The organism is Bifidobacterium sp. LH_743 (assembly GCF_056355775.1).
Map to the genome: position 1 here is coordinate 14,606 of NZ_JBKESZ010000006.1, position 22,519 is coordinate 37,124.

13 protein-coding genes are annotated in these 22,519 nt (G+C 57.3%); 12 read left to right on the forward strand and 1 reads right to left on the reverse strand.

Features of this window, described 5'->3' with window-relative positions:
• Nucleotides 1–311 precede the first annotated feature (311 nt).
• A complete protein-coding gene (locus AC1ATL_RS08005) occupies nt 312–1,898 on the reverse strand; it encodes an alpha-amylase family glycosyl hydrolase (RefSeq protein ID WP_476569820.1) in 1,587 nt (528 codons plus the stop codon).
• 239 nt (nt 1,899–2,137) lie between these two features.
• Between AC1ATL_RS08005 and AC1ATL_RS08010 the strand changes: the two genes are divergently transcribed.
• The 12 genes from AC1ATL_RS08010 (at nt 2,138) to AC1ATL_RS08065 (ending at nt 22,469) form a co-directional block, all read left to right on the forward strand.
• Complete coding sequence (locus tag AC1ATL_RS08010; protein WP_476569821.1) at nt 2,138–3,382, forward strand: extracellular solute-binding protein; 1,245 nt, start codon at nt 2,138–2,140, stop codon at nt 3,380–3,382.
• A 285-nt stretch (nt 3,383–3,667) separates the two neighbouring features.
• Nucleotides 3,668–5,041, forward strand: a complete 1,374-nt coding sequence (locus tag AC1ATL_RS08015) for a carbohydrate ABC transporter permease (RefSeq protein ID WP_476569870.1) — start codon at nt 3,668–3,670, stop codon at nt 5,039–5,041.
• Nucleotides 5,038–5,937: a sugar ABC transporter permease gene (locus AC1ATL_RS08020; RefSeq protein ID WP_476569822.1), complete on the forward strand. Its 900-nt coding sequence runs from the start codon at nt 5,038–5,040 to the stop codon at nt 5,935–5,937. The genes AC1ATL_RS08015 and AC1ATL_RS08020 overlap by 4 nt, the downstream gene beginning before the upstream one ends.
• Nucleotides 5,938–5,952: 15 nt before the next feature.
• The gene (locus tag AC1ATL_RS08025; RefSeq protein WP_476569823.1) at nt 5,953–8,007 is read left to right on the forward strand and encodes an alpha-amylase family glycosyl hydrolase; all 2,055 of its coding nucleotides are present in this window, start codon (nt 5,953–5,955) and stop codon (nt 8,005–8,007) included.
• Nucleotides 8,008–8,100: 93 nt separating this feature from the next.
• Nucleotides 8,101–8,910: an HAD family hydrolase gene (locus tag AC1ATL_RS08030; RefSeq protein WP_476569824.1), complete on the forward strand. Its 810-nt coding sequence runs from the start codon at nt 8,101–8,103 to the stop codon at nt 8,908–8,910.
• Between the two features lie 148 nt (nt 8,911–9,058).
• A complete protein-coding gene (locus AC1ATL_RS08035; protein ID WP_476569825.1) occupies nt 9,059–9,865 on the forward strand; it encodes a TraX family protein in 807 nt (268 codons plus the stop codon).
• 119 nt (nt 9,866–9,984) lie between these two features.
• Nucleotides 9,985–11,007 carry a LacI family DNA-binding transcriptional regulator gene (locus tag AC1ATL_RS08040; protein ID WP_432624795.1) on the forward strand — a complete coding sequence of 341 codons (1,023 nt, stop codon included), beginning with the start codon at nt 9,985–9,987 and terminating at the stop codon, nt 11,005–11,007.
• A gap of 533 nt (nt 11,008–11,540) precedes the next feature.
• Nucleotides 11,541–15,644 carry a SpaA isopeptide-forming pilin-related protein gene (locus tag AC1ATL_RS08045; protein WP_476569826.1) on the forward strand — a complete coding sequence of 1,368 codons (4,104 nt, stop codon included), beginning with the start codon at nt 11,541–11,543 and terminating at the stop codon, nt 15,642–15,644.
• 120 nt (nt 15,645–15,764) lie between these two features.
• Nucleotides 15,765–17,354 carry an isopeptide-forming domain-containing fimbrial protein gene (locus tag AC1ATL_RS08050; RefSeq protein ID WP_476569827.1) on the forward strand — a complete coding sequence of 530 codons (1,590 nt, stop codon included), beginning with the start codon at nt 15,765–15,767 and terminating at the stop codon, nt 17,352–17,354.
• Between the two features lie 284 nt (nt 17,355–17,638).
• Nucleotides 17,639–18,676, forward strand: a complete 1,038-nt coding sequence (locus AC1ATL_RS08055) for a Cna B-type domain-containing protein (RefSeq protein WP_476569828.1) — start codon at nt 17,639–17,641, stop codon at nt 18,674–18,676.
• 154 nt (nt 18,677–18,830) lie between these two features.
• On the forward strand, nt 18,831–19,718 hold the full coding sequence (locus AC1ATL_RS08060; protein WP_476569871.1) for a class C sortase: 888 nt from the start codon (nt 18,831–18,833) through the stop codon (nt 19,716–19,718).
• A gap of 633 nt (nt 19,719–20,351) precedes the next feature.
• Nucleotides 20,352–22,469 carry a SpaA isopeptide-forming pilin-related protein gene (locus tag AC1ATL_RS08065; RefSeq protein WP_476569829.1) on the forward strand — a complete coding sequence of 706 codons (2,118 nt, stop codon included), beginning with the start codon at nt 20,352–20,354 and terminating at the stop codon, nt 22,467–22,469.
• The last annotated feature ends 50 nt before the right edge of the window (nt 22,470–22,519 follow it).

Consider the following 22,519-nt stretch of genomic DNA (forward strand, 5'->3'; position numbering starts at 1 on the left):
GTGGTCGCACCATCAACAACTATAGCATGGCTGAAATCGTTTTCAAAGTGTGTTTTGCAGCAAAATGCATTGCAAAATAGCCTTTTTGCGACTATTTATACAATGATTAAAAATTGAAATTCAATTTTTGGACTGCATATCGTTTGCAGTGTTAGACGGATGTCGGATGGATGCCGGATTGCGGCGGATGATTACCGAAAGTGGTGCCGGATATTATCGTCCGACGTCACTTCCGGTAATCGTTCGGCGCTACTTCCGACGCCGCCCCCGGCTGTCGCTTCCGTCACCGTTTCCGGCAGTGTCCGACGTCTTTATTCGGCCTTGAGTATTGCAAAGCTTTGCAAACCAAGTTGCAGGGAAGTGCCGTCGAGCTCGGTTTCGCCGATTTTGAAAATCTCGCGGTAATTACCTTCTGGTAACTGCAAAGCTTTGCAATCGCGGCTCGGATTGACCGCCACAATCACCTGCTGCGAATCCGTCGAACGGACGAAAGCGAACACCCTTTTTCGTTCGATTGCATGGAACGAGGCGTCGGTCTGCAATGCGGCATTGGCCCCCTTCATATGCAGCATGTCGCGCACGATATGCCAGAGCGACCCCTCGTCCGCCTGCTGCGCCGCAACGGTCGGTGCGTCGGCTGCGGTATCGGTCGGCAGGTATTCGCCGCCCGCCAGACCGTCGGTCGAACCGTCGTCGCCCCACTGCATCGGAGTGCGCGAACCGGTGCGCACGTAGCCGCCTTCCTTGGTGGGCAGCTGGCGGTACCGCATGCCGATCTCATCGCCGTAATACAGGAACGGCACGCCTGGCAACGCGAACAGCGTGCAGTAGGCCAGCGCGATCTCACGCGGGGAGAGACGTGGCGCCACGCGTGCGGTGTCGTGGTTGCAGGTGACGAAATTGAAGCTGCCTCCATAGGCTTCGGTCTCGCGTAGACGAGGTTCGTATTCGCGCAGAAAATCGCCGATTTCAGTACCGGAATCCGCGTTGAAATAGCTGGTGTCGCCTTCGCGGCTCAGCGGGTCGTCGGTGTTGCGCAGCAACATGTTGTAGCCATTGGGAATGCCGTCCCAACGCCAATCGAGGTAGAAATCCATGTCGAAACCGGCGGCCATCGACTCGTTCGGACGCCCCCATTCCGAGACGAACGCGGCCTTGGGGAACTCCGGTCGGATCTGGGCGAACATGTACTGCCAGGTACGGATCGTATAGGGTTTGCCGGCGTCGTCCTTCTTGACGAGGCTGTCGGCCATGTCCACGCGGAAGCCGTCCGCTCCCAGCGAAAGCCAGAATCGCATGACGTCCACCATCGCATCGCAGGTGGCCTTGGCTTCCGGGCCGAGCGCGGGTTGCTGCCAGGAGCGCGTGGGGTGGGCGAAACCGTAGTTGAGCGCCGGCTGGCACTTGAAGAAGTTCAGTATATAGGTGCCGTCGCGGGGCGATTCGCCGCCGACGAACGGCAGTCCGTCGCCGCCGGCAATCCACGAATCCGTCCATATATAGCGGTCGGAATACTCGTTGCGTTCGGCCTCGCTGCTGCGGCGGAACCAGGCGTGCTCCTCGCTGGTATGGCCCGGAACGAGGTCGAGAATCACATGCATACCGCGTTGATGAGCGGCGTCGAACAGTGCGATGAGGTCTTCGTTGGTGCCGTAGCGCGCCGCCACCTTCTTGTAGTCGCTCACGTCATAGCCGGCGTCCTTGAACGGCGATTCGAAGCACGGGTTCAGCCAGATGGCGTTGCAGCCGAGATCCTTGATATAGTCCAGTTTCGCGGTGATTCCGGGGATGTCGCCGATGCCGTCTCCGTTGGAATCGGCGAAGGACTGCGGATAGACCTCGTAGAACACGGCATTGGAGAGCCACGAGGGTCGGGGGTTGCGCGCGGGGGAAATCATGAGGGTGTGTCTCCTTGGTATTTCGCGGTTTGAGGTGTTTCGCTGGAACAATCATAACGCCGAATTGCAAACGTTGGCAGAAACGTGCTACACTAACAAGCACTGATGCATTTTCGGTAGCCCCAGCGTGGTTGGCAATCATCCGAGAAACGATGATGTGAACGTATGCAGGGTTTTGGTCCATACCATCCAACCGAGGGTGCTGCAGAGCACAAGGTTATGTGAGGAAAGGAAGATCAATGAAGATCGATTGGAAGAAGGCAATCGGACTTACTGCTGCTGTTGCCATGCTGGTTCCGCTCGCTGCGTGCGGCGGCTCCGACAACGGTGGTAGCGATCAGAAGGCCTCCAGCACCCAGGACATCACCCTGAGCGTCTGGGCTCCGCAGGAAGACCAGGCCAAGAACGCCAACTGGCTGGGCAAGGTCGAAGAGAACTTCGCCAAGGAGCACTCCGAGTACAACATCACTTGGAAGAACGACGTCGTCTCTGAAGGCGATGCCTCCAAGCAGGTCGGCACCGATCCGTCCGCCGCCGCCGATGTCTACATGTTCGCTTCCGATCAGCTGGGCACCCTGATCGATGCCGGCGCTATCGGCCAGCTGGGCACCGACGCCGCGAAGCAGGTGAAGGAACAGAACGGCGACCTCGAGATCAACTCCGTCACCGGCACCGATGGCAAGCTTTACGGCGTGCCGTACACCGACAACACCTGGTTCATGTACTACAACAAGTCCAAGATCACCGAAGACGAGGCCAAGGACTTCGACACCATCCTCTCCAAGGCCAAGGTCACCTTCCCGCTGTCCAACTCTTGGTATGTCAACGGCTTCTTCGATGGCCTGACCCTGTTCGGTGAGAAGGGCAACAACGCGAAGGCCGGCATGGTCTTCCCGAAGGACGGTGGCGATGTCACCGCTTACCTGGCTGACGTTGTGGCCAACCCGAACTTCTCCAACGACGATGGCGCTTCCGGCCTCGCCGCCATCAAGGATGGTTCCGCCGACGTGCTGTTCTCCGGCACTTGGTCCGCTGCTGACGTGAAGAAGGCTCTGGGCGACAACTACGCCGCCACCTCCCTGCCGACCTTCACCGTGAACGGCCAGAAGAAGCAGATGAAGTCCTTCGCCGCCACCAAGGCCGCCGCCTACAACCCGAACTCCAAGAACGCCAAGGCCGCCGCCCAGTTCGCCGCTTACCTCGGCTCCACCGAGTCCCAGAAGCTGCACTACGAGCTGCGCCAGATCCCGCCGACCGACAAGTCCCTGTCCGACCTCACCAAGGACGACATCGCTGCCCAGGCTCAGGCCGACACCATGGCCAACACCGCCATCCTGCAGTCCGGTCTGTCCGGCATGAACGATTGGTGGACCCCGGCCGAGACTTTCGGCAAGGCCCTGATCAACAAGGAAATCACCAAGGACAACGCTGCCGCCAAGTTCCAGGACTGGGTCAAGCAGGCTGGCGGCAAGATCGCCGAGTGATTGCCTTCGGGTGCATCAAACCGATAACTGAAAACTCATAACTGAATAAGCAGGGCGGCTGGTACTGCCAAATCCCCCCAGTCGTCCTGCTACTTTGAGAAGCGCTTCGAGTCGCGGTGTTTCTCCCCACTCTGCATAGTGGCTCACTCCTCCTCCGAGCTTTGCATCCCGGGCAAGGTTTTTAAATTCTCCTTCCCCTTGTCCGGAAGCAAAGCTTTTTTTATCTTTCAATATCCATATGAGAGGGCGGTCGAAATGACAGCAACAACTCTTTCCCCACGGGAAATGAAGCGCCGCCGGAAGCAGGGCGCTGATTACGTTCCCCCGTCGCCGTATACGGTGAAGGCGGCGTTCCAGCACGGTGATCTGTTCACCAAGCTTTCCGCCGTGGTGTTCGGCCTTGGCAATATCGTGCGCAAGCAGTATGTCAAGGGCATCACCATGCTGGTGCTGGAAATCGCATACATCGTGTTCATGGTCACCAATGGTGTCGGCTACCTGTCCAAGCTGCCGACCTTGGGCACCAACAAGGGTGGCAAGAAGTTGGTCGACGGCTTCTGGGTCTACACCGAGCCCGACCGCTCCGTGGTCATCCTGCTGTACGGCGTGGCCGCGCTGGTCATCACCGCCGCCTTCATCGGCCTATGGATCATGTCCGTGCGTGCCGCGTACAAGTCGCAGGTGCTGCTTGAGGAGAATGGCAAGACGCCTTCCTTCATGGACGACCTGCGCGAACTGCTCGACGCCAAGGCGCACGTGCTGCTCATGTTCCTGCCGACGCTGGGCATCGCGGTGTTCACCGTGCTGCCGTTGATCTTCATGATCTCCATGGCGTTCACCAGCTACGACCACAAGAACCTCGTGCTGTTCCACTGGGTGGGCCTGAAGAACTTCGCCACCGTCTTCTCCAACAGCGGCGGCACGGTCAACGCTGGCCTGTTCATGCGAGTGCTGGGATGGACCCTGATTTGGGCCTTCTTCGCCACCTTCCTGAACTTCTTCCTGGGCATGTTCGTGGCCATGATCATCAACCGCAAGACCACCCATTTCAAGGGCTTCTGGCGCGCATGCTTCTCCATGTCCATCGCAGTGCCGCAGTTCGTGTCCCTGCTGGTCATGCACACCATGCTCCAGCCGCAGGGCGCCGTGAACCGCATGCTGCAGGCGTGGGGCTGGATTGACGGCCCGCTGCCGTTCTTCACGAACGCCACTTGGGCTCGCGTCACGGTCATCGTGATCAACCTCTGGGTCGGCATCCCGTACACCATCATGCAGATCACCGGTATTCTGCAGAACATTCCGGCCGACCAGTACGAGGCCGCGAAGATCGATGGCGCCAACTGGTGGCAGATCTTCACGAAGATCACCATGCCGTACATCATCTTCGTGCTCACCCCGTACCTGATCACCACCTTCACCGGCAACGTGAACAACTTCAACGTCATCTACCTGCTCTCCGGCGGCGATCCTACTCCGCTGGGCGATTCCGCAGGCTCGACCGATCTGCTTATCACCTGGCTGTACAAGCTGACCGTCGATAAGAACGATTACAACCTCGGCGCAGTGATCGGCATCATGACCTTCATCGTGTTGGCCATCGTCTCGCTGGTCACCTACCGCAATTCCGGCTCCTACAAGAACGAGGAGGCATTCCGATGAGCAACAATCACTCCCAGGTCAAGGTAGAAAGCCACGGCTTCCTGCACGACCAGAAGATCCGCCGCATCACCGGCGATGTCTTCGCCCACCTGTTCCTGGCCATCCTGGCCATCATCTGGCTGGTCCCGATCGTGTGGGTGTTCGCGGAATCGTTCAACAAGAACACCGCCCCGTACACCAGCTCCTTCTTCCCGAAGGAGTGGACGCTCGACAACTACAAGGTCCTGTTCACCGACCGCAACGTGCTGAACTTCCCGAAGATGTTCGGCACCACGTTCATCATCGCGTGCTTCACCTGCGTGATCTCCGTGGTGTTCGTGCTCTCCGTTGCGTACTGCATGAGCCGTCTGCGCTTCCGCGTCCGCAAGACCTTCATGAACGTCGTGCTGATCCTCGGCATGTTCCCGGGCATCATGGCTGTCACCGCCATCTACTTCATCCTGAAGGCCCTCGGCCTCGCTGACGGCAACATGACCATCGTGGCCCTGATCCTCGTCTACTCCGCCGGTTCCGGCGCGGGCTTCTACGTGATGAAGGGCTACATGGACACCATCCCGACCTCGCTTGACGAGGCCGCCCTGCTCGACGGCTGCACCCGTTTCCAGGTGTTCTACAAGATCATCATCCCGATCTGCAAGCCTATGATTGTCTACCAGGCCATCATCGGCTTCCTGACCCCATGGCTTGACTTCGTCATGGCCAAGGTGATCTGCCGTACGCAGTCCAACTACACCGTGGCGTTGGGCCTGTGGCTCATGCTGCAGAAGGAATACATCCAGAACTGGTACGCCCGCTTCGCCGCGGCCGCGGTCGTGATCTCCATCCCGATCGCAATCCTGTTCATTGTGATGCAGCGCTTCTATCAGGAGTCCATGGCTGGCTCCGTGAAGGGCTAAAGAAAGGCAAAGGATATGACGCTCGTAGACAGCTTCGCACAGCCGAATACGAGCGTCGCCGAACCGTTCCCGCTGTGTCTGGAACGGCCGCTGGGTGCCGTGGTTACTGAAACCGGCACCCAGTTTGCTCTCTGGGCGCCTTCCGCACAGAAGGTGACACTGCGACTGTTCATGCGCGGCTCTACGGGGGAAGACGGCGACGCTCTGATCGGACAGTACCCGATGCGTTCGGAATCCGACGGTTCCTGGACGTATGATTTCGCCGACAACAAGCACGGCGTATATTACGACTTTTTGATTGAACGCGATTGCGGTTCCGTCGACCGCGTCGCCGACCCGTGGGCGTACGGCGCCGGAGTGAACGGCCGCCGCAGCATGGTTGTCGATTTCGATCGCACCAATCCGGACGGCTGGGAAGACGACCGCACGCCCGACGTTCCGCTTGCGCAGACCGTGGTCTGGGAAACGCACGTGGGCGATTTCAGCAACGACTCGGCCGGTGGCTTTCCCGCATCGCACCGTGGCAAATATCTTGCTTTCACGGACGATGGGACCACGCTGGAAGGCCATCCCGATTTTCCGACGGGCATCGACTATCTGAAGAAGCTTGGCGTGACCGCGGTGCAGCTGATGCCGATCTACGACTTCGGTTCCGTGGACGAAGCCACCTGCAATCGCTATAACTGGGGCTACGACCCTGTTAACTACAATGTGCCGGAAGGCTCGTACTCCACCAATCCGTTCGACGGCACCACGCGCATCCGCGAGGTCAAGCGGATGGTGCAGGCGCTGCATGCGGCCGGCATCAAGGTGATCATGGACGTGGTCTACAACCACATGTTCTCCACCGACAACTGGTTCGAACGCGCCGTACCGGAATATTTCCTGCGCCGCAAGCCGAACGGGGCGTTCTCCAACGGCTCCGGTTGCGGCTGCGACATGGCCACCGAACGTAAGATGTTCCGTCGTTTCATCGTGGAATCGGTGACGTTCTGGGCGCGCGAATACCACATGGACGGCTTCCGCTTCGACCTGATGGGCCTTATCGACGTGGACACCATGAACGCCGTGCGCGCCGCGCTGGACGAGATTCCCGGCCGCGGACGCGACATCCTCATGTACGGCGAACCGTGGTCCGCCGGAGCCACCTCGCCGCTGCCGGCAGACACATTGCTGGCCGACAAGGGCGGCTTGCCGAAACTTGACGATCGCATCGGCCATTTCTGCGACACCACGCGCGACACCATCAAGGGCCATGTGTTCTATTCCGACCGTCCTGGCTACGTGAACGGCGGCATGCACGAGAACGCGCCAGCCGTGCGCGAGGCCGTGGACGCGTGGCGCAACGGCAAGCATCCGGAAGGCAAACCGGGGCAGATCATCCAATACGTCTCCGCGCATGACGACCTGACGTTATGGGACAAGCTGTGCGCGAGCCTCGCGGCCGGATCGCTGGGCAGCACGGTGTCCGAAGGCGACCAAGAGAATTCCGTGGACGTGCCGAAGGTCATGTATGACGCCGATTTCTCGGCCGAGAACCTGGCTTCTCTCAATCCGAAGGTGGCAGCCGCGTTGCAGGACGTGATGGACGCCAACAAGCTGGCCGCGGGCATCACGCTCACCTCGGCGGGCATTCCGTTCATGCTGTCCGGCGAGGAGTTCGCCCGCACCAAGTTCGGCAGCTCCGATTCGTACGATTCCGCCAAGGAGCTGAACTGGCTGGATTGGCACCGCGCGTGGCGCATGCGCGACCTGATTGGGTATTACGCGAAGCTGATCGCATTGCGCAAGTCCGATCCGCGGTGGTTTGACGGCGAACGCGAGATCGTCAACACGGAAGGCGACGAGCTGGTATACCGTGTCGGCGACTACCTGGTGGCCGTCAATCCGGGCAAGCACGTCGGTGTGATCGACGTGGGTGCCACGGGTGTGGACCAGCTTTCCGGAACCCCGCGCTTCTGGTGCGGCTTCGGCTCGTCGAGGGGGTCTATGGAAGGCAATGTGAACGCGGGCGACGGCGATTATCTGATCATTCCGTCGCATACGTTTGCAATCTGGCGGCTACAGTAATACTCTCATTACAGGAATATCCTTGATAGGGTAGTTGCAGCAAACGGCGGCCGCGAAGCTGCGGTCGCCGTTACCGTACGGCAATGGGGCCGGATGACCAGAAAGGACACGATAGATACGATGGGAACCGGAGCGCACAATCCACGATACGAAGTGGTGTTTTTCGACCTTTACGGCACGTTGATCGACATCCGCACCGACGAGCAGAGCGACGCCGCCTGGCAGGCCTTGTACGATTGCGTCCGCGATTTGGGCGCGGAATATGGCTCGGTTGAAGAGATGCGTGACCGTTTCGACAAGCTTGAGACGCGTGAGATGGTCCATCAGGCGAATCGTGCAATCGTTCGCAATGGTTGGGACGAGTTCGACATACTGCCGGTCTACCGCTCGCTGCTGATGCACCGCGACGAGGAGGCGGAGAAGAAGCTGGCGTTGCCGCAGGCCGCGTTGAAGGCCGCATGGGCGTTCCGCCAGGGCAGCACCAGCATGATCCGCCTGTATCCGGGCGCGCTGGACATGATCCAGACGTTGCAGGACGCCGGCGTGGTCGTGGTGCTGTTGAGCAACGCGCAGGCCTGCTACACGCGTCCGGAATTGGAGATGACGGGACTGTCGAGCGTGCTGGACGATGTGATCATCTCCAGTGAGGAAAAGATCCGCAAGCCCGCGCGTGACCTGTACATGCTGGCGCTCGACCGCGAGTTCGTCACCGCCAAGAACGCGCTCATGGTGGGCAATGACGAGAAGAACGACATCATCGGCGCCAATTCCGCCGGTATCGACGCCGCATATTTCCGTACGGAGATTTCGCCGGCGAACGATCCGCAGGTATCGGAGCATGCTGTATGTTCGTTTAACGGCGCGGATTACGACGGGCTGCTGAAATTCGTGCTGGACGCGTGAATCGCGGCGCTGACCGCACGTGGGCTTGTATATAGTCCAACGTGCGAGTCGCGCGTAAGCCGCACGTGAAACGCACATAGGCCGTGTATCGATTAATCGATTACCTAATCGCGCGCAAGCAAGGGCGCGCATATGAACAGGAGGACGTATGGAAGGCTATGCCGATCAGGGAGCTGGAACCGATTCGACCGAACAGATTGGATTCAGCGCCGCGCGCCGAGCCAAGAAGAAGCGCCGTGGCCTGACGGTGTTCCAGCTCAAGGTCATCGGCGCGGTGGCATTGGTGCTGTCCGCCGGCTCCACCACCATCGTCCCGCTGTTCTTCGGCTCCGATACGAACAACATGACGTCGCTGACCGCGATGGTGCTCAGCGAGGTGGCTTCCTGGTTCGCGATTCCGATCTACGCGTGGCTTCTGGTGCAGGGTTTTCTGAAAACGCACAGCCGTGTTGCATACGGTTTGCAGTTGTTTGCACTCGCCGTGGTGTGTGAGGTGCCGTATGACCTCGCCACGTCCGGAAAGACCTTCGATCTGGGCTCGCAGAACCCGGTTTTCGGCTTGTTCATTGCGTTTGCGGTGCTTGCGGCGCTTGAATGGGTGGGTGAGCATTATCAGAAGGCCATGAAGGTGGTTTTCTCGGTTCTTCTGGTGGTGGTCGGCCTGCTGTGGGACCTGCTGCTGCGCGTGGGACTGCGCCAGCACATGATGAGCATTGGTGCCGTGACCCTTGGTTTTGCGCTGATTTTCAAGCTTATGCGGCAGTATGAGAACTCGATGATGTTCACCGCCGGCCTGTTCGGCGCGGTGATGATGATCACTCCTGGCGTGGGCGTCGCGTTCGTCCATTACGACAATGGCCGTCTGGGCTACAAGCATTCCTGGACGAAGTGGGTTTTCTACGCTCTGTATCCGGTTATTTTGATTATTTGCGCATTTTGTGCAAAACTAGCGTGATTTTTGACAACGTTCGCAGTATGATGGAAACAGATTGAGAGAGCATCGCCGCTCAAACGAATATTTCCAATGCTGGAAACGTTTGTGATTTCGGTGCTGAGGCCGCAAAGGGGATAGAGATGGACAAAGCAGGCATTCGTGAGGTTGCCAAAGCCGCAGGTGTGTCGATTTCCACGGTTTCGCGAGCGTTCACGCGTCCGGAACTGGTTTCCGACCGCACCCGTCGCAAGGTTCTGGAGACCGCGGACAAGCTGGATTTCAACATCTCCCGTTCCGCCACGTCGTTGAAGTCCGGACAGTCGTTCCGTGTGGCGATGCTTATGAACGAGGAGATCACCAGCTGGTTCAATACGGAGGTCTTCGCCGGTATCGATTCCATCATGCACGACGCCGGATATGACGTGTCGCTGTTCCAGCACGTCGACACGGCCGAGAATCGTAAGGAATTCTTCACGAATCTGCCGGTCCGCCGCAACGTGGACGCCGTGTTCGTGACGTCCTTCGGCGTGGAGTCGAAGGAGATCCAGCAGCTCAAGCGCATCCATGTGCCGATCGTCGGCATCAACACGCCATCGCAGCGCGGATTCGACGCCACCATCTCCATCGACGATGAGGACGGCATGTTCACCGCCGCGCAGCATCTGATCAATCTGGGCCACAAGAACATCGTGTACGTGTGCTCCGAGGCCGTGGATTCCATCAACTCGTCCATCGACGCGCGTGGGCAGGGCTTCATCCGCGCCTGCAAGACGATGGAAAGCACGCATGACTTCAAGTGGCGCGTGCTTTCCGTTCCTCGTGGCAAGACGTTCGCGGATTCGGCGTTGACCGCGCTGCTGGCGCTTGACGAGTTCCCGGACGGCATCTGCTGCCAGACCGATATGATGGCGATTCCGCTGGTGCTGCGCCTGGACAGGTACGGCCACCATACGCCGACGGACTATTCGATCATCGGCTTTGATGATTCGCCGTATGCGGACACCGTGAACCTGACCACCATGCGCCAGGACCCGTATGCGATGGGTCGCGCGGCGGCGCAGAAGGCCATGAAGCTGATCGAGGGTGAACAGCTGGAGAACGCGCATGAGATCGTGCGCGCGCAGCTGGTGCTGCGTGGCACCGATTCCGTGTACGGGCGGTAAGGTTGCGTCTTGCCATGGCTGCGTCTTGCAGCCATGGTTTGGATGATTGAGATTTGATTTCTTGAGGGTTGCAGGGGATTATTGCCTCTGTTTGGCGCAAGGTGGCGTCGGGCTGTTTCATGAAAAAATGAAACAGATTTGCAATCATTTGTTTCATTAAACACATTCGGGGGCATTTATGTCCGGAAAATTTAGCAAGCTTTGATTTATTTTTCGCAGCATTAAAAAAGTCTCGAAACCTAATAGTCGCAATGGTTTAACGGCATGTCAAAAAATAGACGGGGGGGGTTTCACTGCTATAAGGGTGGTTGCGGGGCTTTGTTTCATTGATTTTCATGGATGCAAAGGTTAGCATTGCAAATGGTAATTGGAGAAGAACAAGAGGGTTGCCAACGGAGGTGTTGGAACCGCGATGAGGCAAGGAAAACGTATGCACGCATAGCGAGCGTGCAGTGAAGGAAATTGAGCAAGGAACGTCAATCCTCGGGTTTCGAGGGGGCTCGAAGGTTGAGGACCTTGCAGGAGGGTACAGGATGAAGCAGTGGCTTAACGGTGCAGACAAACACGTACCGCAGCACTATTCAGGAACGCGATCGGCCGCCGGTCGCGTCTTTTCGCGTACCCGCTCGCTGACCGCCGCCGCAGTCGCGGTCGCCATGATGGCCACCGTCGCCGTCACCTCCCTCATCCCCACCTACAACGCCAAGGCGGACGAACAACTCAAGGATGGAGCAACCTGCACTCCGGCCTCTGTTGGCTTGGGTGATGACACAAGCGTCACGGGCACTGATACCGGTGTCGCGACGTATGTTGGCGGAGATATGTATGTGGGTGGGAAACCCTCTGATGCCAATGCTCTGAACAGTGCTACTGGCCCGGACGGCACCTATGCCGTTGAAGCCGAAGGCTTGACGGTTGTGAATGGCAGCTTGGCTATGAATCCGCAGAAGGAAGCATGGAAGTTGTGGAACAAGGGCACTGCCGGTGGCAAATCCTATGTTTCCCGTGGCTTCCGCTGGGGTGTGGTCGGTTTCGGTTCCCAGTTCCGTCCTGCCGACAATAAGACCGTGTTGGCGGTTGGCGGCAACACCACCACATCTGTGATGGGCACCAAAGTCGGCGCTTGGACCGCTCCGGGATGGCTCGGCAAAACAAGCTCCACCGACACCACTGACCATGGTTATAAGGCTTCTTTGGCCGGTAGTCCCACAAACGTTTGGGGTACTACCAACGTTAATTCCATTCGTGGATTGAGCGGTAGTGATGATACGTCCAAGCAGCCGCCGGTTCTTGGCACCGATTCCACCTTGGTGACTTGGGGCCAGTCCAACAATCTGTCCAATGTGAACGGAACGGACTATTCCAAGTACGGGGAAAAGATTTCGAAGCTCTCCACAGATTTGAGCAACGGAACGAAATTGCCGGCAACCGGTACCGTCACTACGGGTACTGCGCCTTCGGCAGGTAATTCCTACACTATTTACAAATATGACTACAAGAAGAACGAAAACCAAGGCAACTCCTTCACGTTCTATAGTGGACAGCTGGATAAGGAAAAGCTGATCACCTTCACCAGCACCGATACCAGCAAGAGCATGCAGGTGTTCAACCTGCCCGCATCGGAACTGAATCTCGGGACTGAGTACACGGGCATCGATTTCAAGTTCGTCAATGTGCCGGATAATGCCTCCGTTGTGATCAACGTGACTGGCGCAAGCGGACAGACTATCGACTTCCACAATGGTTGGCGTTTCTGGTGGAATAACGACAACATCGCCAACGATTTCGTCACCGCTGCATCTGCTGCGGATACTGAACAGACGACGAAGAACACGAACTATGCCAAGCACGCGCAGCAGATCATGTGGAACTTCGCCGACGCGTCGAATGTGGTGATTCGCGGTGGTCAGGCCACAGGCAGGATCACTGTCAGCAACCACAACTCGAACGTCAACGCCAATCATGGTGCGTGGGGCACCACGGAAGACATGAAGGCTACGGACGATCCTTCTGCAGCTTGGATGGGCAGCATTCTTATTCCTAAAGGCAACCTCCAGAGCCACGTTTCCACCAATGGTCGTGTGTGGGTCGGCGGCGATTACGAGATGCTGAACAACGAGACCGTGAAGAAAACTTCTGGTCAAAGCACGGATCACGCCGTTGGTGCCGAATTCATCAACGAATCCGGCGAAAAGACCACATCCATTCTGGATATGGACCAGGAGCGCCATAACTTGCCTTGGAATGGTTCGTACTCCACTAGCTGCGCGGCGATCGCGTGGGACAAGGTGGATGAGTCTGGCACCGCTTTGGGCGGCACCAGCTGGACCGTGTATGGAAGGAAAGATGATGCGGTAAACGGCCAGAACGCTCTTGCCACCATCGCCGATGGCGGTTGGAACGATGATGCCGATGTTGCCGGTTCGTTCAAGCTGAGCAACTTGGCCAAGAACGGCACCTATTTCCTGAAGGAATCGGGCACGGTCACGGGCTATACACAGAATACCAACATTTACCAGATCAATACCGGTAGCAGTACTACCACGGCTGCGACAAACATTGTCAACGTTTTTGACAGCACTGGTAATGCGATTAGCTCGGATTCGGATAATAGGCTGCTGACCGACGGCAAGATCATCAATAAGAAGTCCGGCTCCTCGATTGAATGGCAGAAGGTCGACGGTACTGATGGCAGCACGCTGCTGGCTGGCTCGTCATGGACGCTGTCCAAGATGAAGTCTGCCGACAGCTCTGAGGCTGAGCAGACGTGGACCGTCACCGATGATCAGTCCGGTACGGAAGTCAAGAGCATTACGATTACGGATGCAAGCGGGAATCCTGTCACATCCGCGTCGTTCACTGATACCACCCCGCAGACGTTTACTGCAACTGCCTACGACCAGAATGGTAATGCGATTAGCGGTGCCAAACTGAGCTGGTCGTCCGGCGATACCAAGGTTGCATCAGTTGCGGATGGCACTGTCACCCCGACCGGTAGTGGCAATACTACGATTACCGTTACATCGGTTGATGGTAATGTCACGGCATCGTTCACCGTCACGGTCACCGGCGTGACCATAGTGACTTCCGTGTCGATCGACGGCCACAACAATGGAGACACAATCAGTCTTGAGAAGGGCGAGACCCTCAATCTGACTGCTTCTGTGGTTCCTGCAGACAACACTGTTACATGGTCCACCTCCAGCGCGGATAACGTCTCGCTGAGCGTCCACACTGGTACAAACGTCACTTTGACCGCGAACAACGTGACCTCAAGCCCCGTCACCATCACGGCCACGGAAACTCGCGCCAATAAGACGTTCACCCTGAAGGTGAACGTGACCGCCAAGCAGTACCTCACGCTCTACTTCCAGGCACAGACGGATTGGCCTGTAAGCAATGTCAAAGTACATTACCGGACTAAGAACTTCGCTTGGGTGGATATCAATATGGAGCAAATGTACAATTCCTGCTCCAACTATGCCTATGCGAATATTCCGTTGACTGGTGATAAGGCGATTGATGTAAACAGCCAGTTCGGATTCCAGTACATCAGTGGTGACGCGAAAAAGTGGTACGGAGCTCGTGGCTCGTCTAGCGATGTTCCGAAAGATGACAACAACTTCAAATTCACCAACGGCAATACCCTTCCTGAAGTTGTGGTGATTTCCGCTGGACCGTCGTATTCGATCGAGGCTCCTTCGGGCTGCGCTGTCACCTCTACCGCCGCGTACCGTAGCCGTCGTGTCGCTGCCCGCAGTGGCGAGCATCGCGCGGTCGCAGCCGTGCTGCGCACCCAGGGTAGCGTGCTGACTGTGGCGAACGAGACTGAATCCACCAAGGCGGATGAAGACACCGCGGCCGGCAAGTTCAAGGTTTCCGACCTTGCGGATGGCACGTACCAGCTGAAGGAGAAGACCGCCCCGAACGGTTACGAAGTGTCCAATACGGTGTACACGATCACCATCGCCAACGGATCCGCTACCTGGAAGCCAGCGTTTGGTTCGGACAATGCTGACAACAAGATTGCGAACACTCGTAAGACTGGCACCGTGAAGTGGAACAAGGTGTCTTCGGATAACGCCAATTCGGACCCGCTTCCTGGTTCCGAGTGGACCCTCAAGCAGACCAAGACCTTCTCTTGGGAAAATGGCGTAGCCAAGTACACCGATGTCACTTCAGACACCACGCTTGGCACGGTTACCGACTGCGTGGACGGTCAGAACAACGTCACCGATTGCTCTGCTCAAAAAGGTAAGTACGTTGATTTGAACGGTGACGCAGGCAAGCTCCAGATCAGCGGCCTGGATTGGGGTGAGTATCAGCTCATCGAATCCAAGGCTCCTGACGGATACGATCTCGACACCACTCCGCACACGTTCCGTATCGGCCCGCTGGAACGTGGCACCATCACCGGTGATTGGTATGCGAATACCAATTTCAACACTGAAGGCAAATCCACTTACGGCGACGCTTCGCTTACCGTCGACGGCGGCAACGTCGAGAACAAGCCGGGGGTGGTTTTGCCGGGGACTGGTGGAGCTGGCGATTATTGGATTTACGCGGCGGCTTTGGTGGCTGCGTTGATAGGTGTTGTTGCGGCTGGAATGGCCCTCAAGGTCAGGAGGCGGCAATGATGAACTCGTCTAGGAGAAGGGGGACTGGACCGTAGCGTAGCGACCCAATGCCCACTAGGCAATAACTGAATACACATAACTGAATATCCAAGATTTCAAACAAATAAGAAAGGGAGAACAATGAACAAGGTTCTCAAAGGCCTCGTAGCCGTGGCAGCCACCGCGGCAATGGCCGTCGCCGGTTTCGCCGGCGCCTCCACCGCCATGGCGGCGGATCCAACTGGTGGTATCAAGGTCGCTGACGGAGATACCCACACCTACTCCGTCTACCAGATTCTTACCGGTACTTATGGCACTACCGGCGCGCTTGGTAATGTTGAGGCCGGCACCGATTTTAAGACCAATAATGGTGCGGGTGATCAGGGAGCGGATCTGTCACCAGCTGAAGCTGCTGAAGCGCTGGCCAATATTAATAGCTCGAAGTCTGATCAGGAGAAACTTACTGAGATTCTCAAGTTCGCAAACCTGGCTACTCAGTATGGCTCCGATCTCACTGCATCTGCTCCGCTAACGAATGTTCCTGCCGGCTACTATTTGGCCAAGGACAAAGACAATACCGTGACCGGTTATGATGCTCAGACGCTGTATATTGTCAACGTTGTTGGCAACAGTGTTGTGACCATTAACCGTAAGGTCGACAAGCCGACTTTCGAAAAGAAGGTTAAGGACATCAACGATTCGACTGGTGCTCTGACCGGCTGGCAGGATTCCGCCGATTACGATGTGAACGACCATGTTCCGTTCCAGCTGACCGCCACCTTGCCAACGAGCGAGAAAGATTTCGCGGCCTACAAGACCTACAAGCTGATTTTCACTGATGATCAGTCCAAGGGCTTGAAATACGATGAGGATAGCTTCACTGTTAAATATGTCCCTACAAATGAAGGCAGGGCTGTGACGCTTAATGCAGAGACGTATAAGAAGATTGTGAGTCAGCCTACTTCACAGGGTGATGGCTCTTTTACCATCACGATTGATGATGTCAAGAACCTTGGTCTCAAGGATTCCGACAATGCTGATGTTGCTGTCACTGCAGGCGGCAAGTTTGTTGTCGAATACACTTCCACATTGACGAGCAGTGCTGTGATTGGTTCTGAAGGCAACCCGAACGAAGCTTGGCTTGATTACTCCAACAACCCGAACTACACTGGCGAAGGTGCAAGCTCTCCGACTGGCGAGACTCCGAAGGATAAGGTCATCGTCTTCACCTACCAGCTGAACGTCAACAAGACCTTCGACCAAGGTAATCCGGGCGAAGGTGATATGCCGGAGTTCACGCTGTACAAGAAGTACAAGAATGGCGATAACGAAGATTGGAAGAAGGTCGGTGATACGATCACTCTGACGAAGGGCGGCACCGAGGAGCAACCCACCTACACTGGATCTTTCTCTCGCATCGATGATGGCGATTACAAGCTCGTGGAAAGCCATACTCCTGCCGGCTATAACACTGCTGCTGACACTCTCTTCACCATCACCGCTGACCATGATGTGGTGTCTAATGATCCGAAGCTGACTTCTCTGAAGATTAATCAGACTAAGGGTGACAAGATCGCTGGCACCGTCACGGCTAACGTGGTGAACAAGAAGGGCTCCAACCTCCCGTCCACCGGCGGTATGGGCACTGTGATGCTGTACGTGGCTGGTATCGCCGTGTTCGTGCTTGCTGGCGCGACCCTGGTGATGGCTCTGCGTCGTCGCAACGCCTGATCGTTCGGATTCCATAAGAATCTGAAGTAACCATGCGAAACCCGTGAGCCGCGTTGACATATGTCAGCAGCGGCTCACGGGAATCGCAATACATAATTCAAAAATCAAAACTCAAAAAACAACCGAACAATAACTGAACCCACATATGCTGGGCTGGACCACCTCAAATCCCTTGTAAACTGCCTAATTTCTTGAGCATCCAGCCTGGCTCCCATTTTTTCCGGCTCGCCGTTGGGGGCGAGTCGAACATGCTTACTTTCCAATCCACAGAAGAGGGGTCGGCAATGAAGGAACGCACGATCGCAAGCCGCGTCATCGCCGCATGCTGTGCAGTCGCCGCAACATTCGCCGCGGCAGCCTGCGCACTCCATACTCGCGATGCCGTCGCGGCTCCAACAACAGACTCTGCCAGCGGCAGCATCGCCATTTCTTACCAACACAAAGGCTCGGACTCCGAAACGGGTAGCGATTCCACTGACTTCGCCATTTCGGACGCTGGCTTCAACCTCTACAAAGTCGGACAGATCCCGACAAGCGGCGGCGCCACCTTCGAGCCCGTCGCACCATTCACCGACTCCACCGCGTACCCCGTCGACTGGTCGAAGATGACCGGCAAGGACGCGCAGACGTGGCGAGACATGGCCAACACGCTCGCCGGACTCATCGCGGTGAACAAGCCTGACGCCACGGCAACGGGCGTTACCAATGCTTCCGGGCATCTGACGTTCACTGGGCTGAGCGACGGCCTGTACTTGGCCGTGTCGGACAGCGTTGACGTGAAGGTTGCCGGCATCTCCGGAAAGAACCAGACTTGGACGTGCTCGTCCGGCAACATGCTCGTCGCAGTGCCCGAAGACGGCGTTTCCGGCGGGTCGCGCGCGCTGAGCATCGAACCGAAAACCGAATGCGTGGCGCAACCGCCGAAAACCGTGGAACGCACCGTACGCAAAATCTGGAACGACCGGAACAATTCCGACGGCAAGCGTCCTGAATCCATCACCGTGAAGCTTGTGCGCGATGGAGAAGCCGTGGAGAACGTGAAGCTGAACGAGTCCAACAAGTGGACGTACACGTGGACGGATCTTGACGCGGATCATGATTGGACCGTGGTCGAAGCGGTGGTGCCGAACGGCTACACCACCATCTCCGACGTGGAAGGCAACTCCACCGACATCACCAACACGCACACACCGCCCACCACGCCGGATCAGCCGCACACCGGCGCCGACGTGCAACAGGCCGCATGGATCGCCGTGGCCATCCTGGGCGCGGGCTTGGTGCTGCTGATCGTTGCCAAGACGGCTCTGCGGAAGCGGGCGTAGCATAAGTAACGTGACGGATGAATCGGACGCCAAGCCGGGTGCGCAGGCTAAACCGGTTGCGCAGGGCGAATCGGATGCGCAAGCCAAACCGGCTGCCAAGCATAAGAAGTCGAATGCGCTGCTCAATGTGCTGATCGCTGTTTCCGCGATAGCCATGATCGCGGCACTCGGCCTCATCGCATACCCGACCTTCAGCGACTGGTGGAACCGCATGCACCAGTCGTACGCCGTGGCTGGTTATGTGAAGCAGACCAAGGACATGTCCGGTGCCGAACGCAAAGCCATGCTCAAGGCGGCGCACGAATACAACGAACAGCTCGCCGCGAACGGCGACCGGTGGCACATGACCGACGAGCAGAAGCGCGAATACAACGAAACGCTCGACGTGACCGGCACCGGCATCATGGGTTACGTGACCATTCCACGCATCAAAGTGAAGCTGCCCGTCTACCACGGCACCAGCGACGGAGTGCTGCAGATCGCCGCCGGGCACCTGGCCGGCACGTCGCTGCCCGTGGGCGGAGCGACCACGCACGCGGTGGTCTCCGGGCACACCGGCCTGCCGTCGGCCCGACTGCTGACCGGCTTGGATGAGCTTCAAAAAGGCGACACGTTCGCATTCCATGTGCTCGACGAAACCTACACGTACCAAGTGGACCAGATCTCAGTGGTGCTGCCGAGCGAAATCAGCAAGCTGAATATTGAGCAGGGGCGCGACTACGCGACGCTGATCACCTGCACGCCATACGGAGTGAACTCGCACCGGCTGCTGGTGCGCGGCCATAGGATTCCGAACCCGAAGGTCCCGGACACCACGCAATACGACGAGCCGGGGGAGATGACGACCGTGGCGGCGGTCGTGGTCGGGCTGCTGGTGCTGATTGTTGGGTGTGCTGTTGTGTGGTTGGCCGGGCTGTGGCGGCGGTCGTGGCTGATTCGGCATGGGCAGGTGGCCGGTGCTGCGTTGGTGGGTGGCCGGCGTGGTGTTGGTGGTGTTCGTGCAGGCGGTGGCCCGCGTCACTCGTCTGGTGTGCGTGCGTGAGTGGTGCTAGTGGTTATTGCTTGGAATGCTGGTGGTGCTGGTAACTGCAGGGGCTAGTACTGGGGGTGCTGACGCCTGTATGACGGTACCGCATGTACGGGTGGTACCGTGCGTGGTGATACGTATGCAGTGTGTATGACGGACTGCAGTGTTCGTTCAGCGTACGGGGGCGGTTTGGAGGATGTGACAACGTTTGCTGTATTTGCCGCTTCTGTTGTGCGCCGATGATGAGACGAAGAGGTCTATATAGTACATAATTGCCCCCGATATACACCGTTGTGCTGGAAATCTACCCCCTATAAGACTTTACGTGGTTTTGACAAAGGAAATGAAAACGTTTAGGCTAGGTAGTGCTTTTGACACTATGGCAACGCTTTGCCGAGGCAGGTTGTCGTAATGAGGCGATTCTGTTAGCGGCGAATGTTGGCGCGGCGCGCAAAAGGGGAAGCAGGGATGCTTCCATGACGTACACGAAGGAACAGCCAAGGGGCGAATTAGGGCGTACTGCGATGTGCGGCGTTGTGTGAGGCGTGCGCGTTGTCTTGACGGTCTCGTGAAGAGGCCTTACGACGAGGTCTCGGAAGAGATTTTGCGGAAAGGTCTTGGAAAAGACCCTACGGAAAGGAGAAAGAGATGAACGCGAATCTGAGAAGAATGGTCTCGGGCATCGCGGCCCTGGGCATCGCGCTGAGCGGCATGGCGCTTGGCGCCGGGTCCGCTTGGGCTACCGAAGGCGGCGGTAATGGCGCCTACCCAAGCGTTGCGATTGGTGACGAAGCCATTGGAACGATCACCATCAGCGGCGGTGAGATTGAGCACACGTTCAACGGGTACCGTCTCGGCTACCTCACCTCGATTTCGTATGACGAGAACGATGTGATGACCGGATATACGCTGGAAACTACCAAAATATATAAGGATGCGATTAAGACAGCTCTGGGGAACATCACGGTTGATAACCAAACGTTGCTGGCGTCCTACCAAGCAGATAATAGCTACTGTGCTAAAGAATGCGCTGATAGTGTTGCGGCTGGTGCAGGTGACCCGAATCCGCTTGGCTGGTTCTTTGCGAACTATGGTGATGATGGTTTGTTTGAAGCTGATGATACGTATGAAGACGAGGCCAACTGGGGTGGCGATGCCAAGGACGGCAGCAATGCTTCCGTATTGCGTCAGTTCGCCACCGAGGTGTCCACAGCCATCAAGGGCATGGATTCTACGTCGGCTGATGTTCAGAGCTTGACCAGTTCTGAAGACGGACAGAAAAATACAGTCCCCCAGGGCTTCTATCTGCTGCGCGATACAACGACTATTGGTGCGGGCACTGATGCCAAGGAAGACACGAAGAAGGAAACCCAGTCCGCTCCGATCCTTGTTTCCACCACCTACACTGTCAACATTCCAGTTGCTGGTGAAGATGGGGAAGGCAATCCCACGACGGAAAACGAGGATGTGACGTTTACCTCTGACGGAACAAACGACTTGGGACAGGTTTCTCTGAAGAACTCTACGCCGACCGTCACCAAGAAAGTCGTGACGGATGAGAATGGTACAACAGCTCAGAATCAGCCCGACTACGCTGTAGGTGACACCGTGTATTACAAGTTGACCGCTACGCTGCCGTACTACACCGGTTATGCTGCCAATGCGACTGACCTTACCAAAGGCCGTGTCTACAAGATCACCGATATCGCATCCAAGGGTCTGACTGTGGATACTGGTACCATTCGTGCTGCGGGTGAGGGTGCTGTGGTTTCCGTTAAAGTCACAAGCGGTAACACGACGCAGGAACTCGTGAAGGGCACGGACTACACCGTGACGACCGAGTCCATTACTGATGGCAATGCTCCGTACAAGGGCGGCAAGACCACCACCATCGATCTCGCCAAGTATGTCAACCTTGCTGATGGAACCAAGTCTGAGGCGGACAAGATTCTTGAGGGCGGCACTGTCACAGTGATTCTCAAGGCCACGCTGAATAACAACGCGCTGATCTCCGATAGCACCAACGCTCAGGGCAACCCGAGCAAGGACAGCCTGACCTACTCCAACGAGCCGGAGGACCTGACCCAGACCCACACCACTCCGGGCGATGAGGTCAACGTGTACACCTACCGTTTCCGTCTGCATAAGACCGACAAGGCCGGTGAAGCTTTGGGAGGCGCGACCTTCCACGTGAGCGCCCCGGGCGATGCCACCAAGTGGCTGGCATGGGTTGATGATGAAGAAGGCGAGAATGCAGGCGCGTGGAGCTACGTGGATGATGAAAGCGATGCCACTAACTTCACCTCTGATGATGAAGGCAATGTGGTTGGTCTGATTGAACCCGATGGGGAAAATGAAGAAGACAGCACTATCAACCTGGATCGTCTCGATTCCGGCACCTACACCGTGAAGGAAACCGAGGCACCGGAGGGTTACACCCAGGCGTTCCTGCCGAAGTTCACCTTCACCATCGACTCGACTACGGGCGACGAAGCTGACGGTCAAAAGACCATCACCGGCGCCACGTTCTCTGATGCTGCCGGCGATGACAAGGGCTATGTGACCGATTCCTCCGCAATCGCTGACGGTGATGACGAGGGCGCATGGCAGTACACCGTCTACAACGCCAAGAACCTGACCCAGCTACCGATGACCGGTGGCGCGGGCCTGGCGGCCGTGATCGCGGTCGGTGTGCTGCTGGGTGGTGCTGGCGCGGCCGCCGCAGTCCGCTCCCGCAAGTCCAATACCAGGGCCGTGCGAGCCTGACCAACCGGAGTTCCGCTTAGCGGTCGCTCCCAACCCAACCTAAAACAACC

Coding starts and splice junctions, on each gene's coding strand:
- AC1ATL_RS08005 (WP_476569820.1), bottom strand. CDS start 1,898: ATGATTTCCCCCGCGCGCAACCCCCGACCCTCGTGGCTCTCCAATGCC.
- AC1ATL_RS08010 (WP_476569821.1), top strand. CDS start 2,138: ATGAAGATCGATTGGAAGAAGGCAATCGGACTTACTGCTGCTGTTGCC.
- AC1ATL_RS08015 (WP_476569870.1), top strand. CDS start 3,668: ATGAAGCGCCGCCGGAAGCAGGGCGCTGATTACGTTCCCCCGTCGCCG.
- AC1ATL_RS08020 (WP_476569822.1), top strand. CDS start 5,038: ATGAGCAACAATCACTCCCAGGTCAAGGTAGAAAGCCACGGCTTCCTG.
- AC1ATL_RS08025 (WP_476569823.1), top strand. CDS start 5,953: ATGACGCTCGTAGACAGCTTCGCACAGCCGAATACGAGCGTCGCCGAA.
- AC1ATL_RS08030 (WP_476569824.1), top strand. CDS start 8,101: ATGACCAGAAAGGACACGATAGATACGATGGGAACCGGAGCGCACAAT.
- AC1ATL_RS08035 (WP_476569825.1), top strand. CDS start 9,059: ATGGAAGGCTATGCCGATCAGGGAGCTGGAACCGATTCGACCGAACAG.
- AC1ATL_RS08040 (WP_432624795.1), top strand. CDS start 9,985: ATGGACAAAGCAGGCATTCGTGAGGTTGCCAAAGCCGCAGGTGTGTCG.
- AC1ATL_RS08045 (WP_476569826.1), top strand. CDS start 11,541: ATGAAGCAGTGGCTTAACGGTGCAGACAAACACGTACCGCAGCACTAT.
- AC1ATL_RS08050 (WP_476569827.1), top strand. CDS start 15,765: ATGAACAAGGTTCTCAAAGGCCTCGTAGCCGTGGCAGCCACCGCGGCA.
- AC1ATL_RS08055 (WP_476569828.1), top strand. CDS start 17,639: ATGAAGGAACGCACGATCGCAAGCCGCGTCATCGCCGCATGCTGTGCA.
- AC1ATL_RS08060 (WP_476569871.1), top strand. CDS start 18,831: ATGATCGCGGCACTCGGCCTCATCGCATACCCGACCTTCAGCGACTGG.
- AC1ATL_RS08065 (WP_476569829.1), top strand. CDS start 20,352: ATGAACGCGAATCTGAGAAGAATGGTCTCGGGCATCGCGGCCCTGGGC.